The organism is Staphylococcus sp. HMSC062H10 (assembly GCF_001836945.1).
In the GTDB taxonomy this organism is placed as follows: Bacteria; Bacillota; Bacilli; order Staphylococcales; family Staphylococcaceae; genus Staphylococcus; species Staphylococcus aureus.
Map to the genome: position 1 here is coordinate 1 of NZ_KV830935.1, position 2,459 is coordinate 2,459.

Here is a 2,459-nt window from a genome sequence, read left to right on the forward strand (position 1 = left end):
AAAAAGGTCGTAAAATTGAATGGTTAGAGTTTACTTTTGACGCTGAGAAACGCATCCACAATAAACGAGAACCACAAATGGCGAATATAGGTAAGTCACGACAATATATCAGTCGTGAGAAAACACCAAAATGGTTAGAAGAAAGGACATATGAAAAAACACCCCAAAGAGAATATGATCCACAACTAGAAAAAGAAAGAGAAGCCTTTTTAAAACAACTTGAAATGAATTGGGAAGAATAAAAATGTATTAAACGATAAATAATAATTGAAGAATGTGTAATAAAATGATACTATTTAGACAACAAATAGTGGTGTCATTAACGCACCGAACCCCCAACCTATGGACGTAGGTTGGGGGTTCTTTTAGTGTTGGCTTGTCGCCTATTTTTTACTACGTTGTTCTAGCCAAAATTGAAACAACGTAATACAGCATCCTACAAAAACAGGAGCTATTACATAAACAAATAGTAATGTCATTTAGCGCACCTCCTCTCTACGTCAAATCGACGTCTGAGAGATAGACGACTTTCACATTATAACAAATCTCTCCTTCCATGAAATAACATGAATATTAATAAATGTTGTTATATATTAAAGATAAATTAATATAAGGGTGGGATTGATGATGTTTGGCGATCAAAGACAAGAAGCTACAAAATATGTCATTAAAGAAGGTTATCAAGATATTCATTTCCTCAACAAAAACGGGGAATGGTATTATTTCGAAGTAAGAAGTGTCTGGCGTGGCAGACATATTATTAGAGTTAAAGATGGTTTGTTAGGTTGGAGAAAAGAAATCGTAACTGAATAAAGATACAAAAACTTAAGTTATGAAAAAGAATGAAAACGTGTCATTTAGGGTAATGTATAAAAGATGAATACCCGCTAAGATTGATAAAAAGCCCGAAACACTTTCATATCAGTGTTTCGGGCTTTTCTTTTAGTTAACATAATGTTCAATTATGGGTAGTTGTTTCGTATATAGTATTCACTGTATTAATTTTATTCTGATCACTCAATATAACAAAGTGTATATATCTGATATATACACTTTGTTATATATGCTGGTTTAACACAAACTCTTTATACTTTTTATGACTGTTATATAATGAATTATGGTCCCCCATACCTGTGATTACACCGTTATCTAAAAATATTATCTGATCAGCCTTTTGGATTGTTGATAGCCTATGTGCAATAATAATTGTTGTTCTATCTCTCATTAAAGTAGACATTGCATCTTGAATTTTATGTTCACTTTCACTATCTAAATTTGCAGTAATTTCATCAAGTAATAGTACTTTAGGGTTTTTTATAAAACTTCTAGCAATATCTATTCTTTGGCGTTGCCCTCCAGATAACTTGACTCCTCTTTCTCCAATAAATGTATTATACCTTTCTTCTAAATTATTAACAAAATCATAACAATTTGCTAATTTACAGTAATAATCTAGATAATCATCTTTAATTTCTTGATCTTCTAATCCGTATAAAATATTATCTCGTATAGTGCCACTCATCATTGAGTTATCTTGCATTACATATCCTAGATTTTTTCTCCAACTCAATAAATCCAAATCACTCAATAATGAATTACCTATATATATTTTTCCATTATCAATGTCATACATTTTCTCAATCAAATTGAATATAGTACTTTTTCCAGATCCTGAAGGTCCAACAAAAGCTGTCACTTTATTTTGTGGTATTGTAAAACTTAAATTTTTCAATATTTCTTCCTTGTCATATGAAAAAGTAACATTTTCAAATTTAATAAAAGGTATATCTAAATCTTCATTTCTTTTACCTTCTATTTCTTCGGTTTTTTGACTTAATATTTCTGATAGCCTAAAGCTAGCTCCCTTAGCTTGTTTATAATCAGTTATTAGTGTTGAAATATTACTAATAGGTAAAACTAATTGAAATACATAAAAAATCATTGCTACTAAATTTCCCGATGATATATTCCCACTTGATACTCTCCAGCCTCCAAACCCCAAGACAATAGCTATCATCAATAAAACTAAAATGCTCGATATAGGTTCTATTATAGATGTTATTTTAGCCTGCTTTATTCCTAAATTATAAATATTAGTTAATCGATCCTTACCATTTTTGACTTCTAAATTTTCTGTACTTGAAACTTTAACTAATCTAATTTCCGATAAAATTCTACTTATCATTCCACTAAATTGAGCAATTTCATTTTGTGTTTTATTAGAAGTTTTTTCCATCATTTGTCCTAAAGGCAGTATAATCATAAAAAATAAAGGAACAATAACAAATGTGCATAGAGTCATTTTCCAATCTAATATAAAAAGCATAATTATCGATCCAATAATTGTTAATATATTAGGTAAAGTGCTAGGAAGTTTGTGTGATACAAAAGTATTTATTACTTTTGTATCATCTATTATTCTACTTAATAGCTCTCCACTTTCATTTGAATCAAAAAAA

Annotated in this window: 3 protein-coding genes and 1 pseudogene; 2 read left to right on the forward strand and 2 right to left on the reverse strand. The window is 29.5% G+C overall.

Annotated features, from left to right (window positions below; all coding sequences use genetic code 11):
- Positions 1-242, forward strand: a pseudogene (locus HMPREF2658_RS00005) (RepB family plasmid replication initiator protein); the annotation flags it as partial.
- 141 nt (positions 243-383) lie between these two features.
- On the opposite strand, the gene HMPREF2658_RS14515 reads toward HMPREF2658_RS00005, so the two are convergent.
- Complete coding sequence (locus HMPREF2658_RS14515) at positions 384-479, reverse strand: type I toxin-antitoxin system Fst family toxin (RefSeq protein ID WP_110183608.1); 96 nt, start codon at positions 477-479, stop codon at positions 384-386.
- A gap of 148 nt (positions 480-627) precedes the next feature.
- On the opposite strand from HMPREF2658_RS14515, the gene HMPREF2658_RS00010 reads away from it, so the two are divergent.
- Positions 628-813, forward strand: a complete 186-nt coding sequence (locus HMPREF2658_RS00010) for a hypothetical protein (RefSeq protein ID WP_000466616.1) — start codon at positions 628-630, stop codon at positions 811-813.
- Between the two features lie 244 nt (positions 814-1,057).
- Here the strand turns inward: HMPREF2658_RS00010 and HMPREF2658_RS00015 are convergent.
- On the reverse strand, positions 1,058-2,459 hold a 1,402-nt coding region (locus tag HMPREF2658_RS00015), incomplete at its 5' end, for an ABC transporter ATP-binding protein (RefSeq protein WP_070854164.1).

Excerpts from the sequence above, each read along its gene's own strand:
- HMPREF2658_RS14515 (WP_110183608.1), bottom strand. The coding sequence starts at position 479 with ATGACATTACTATTTGTTTATGTAATAGCTCCTGTTTTTGTAGGATGC.
- HMPREF2658_RS00010 (WP_000466616.1), top strand. The coding sequence starts at position 628 with ATGTTTGGCGATCAAAGACAAGAAGCTACAAAATATGTCATTAAAGAA.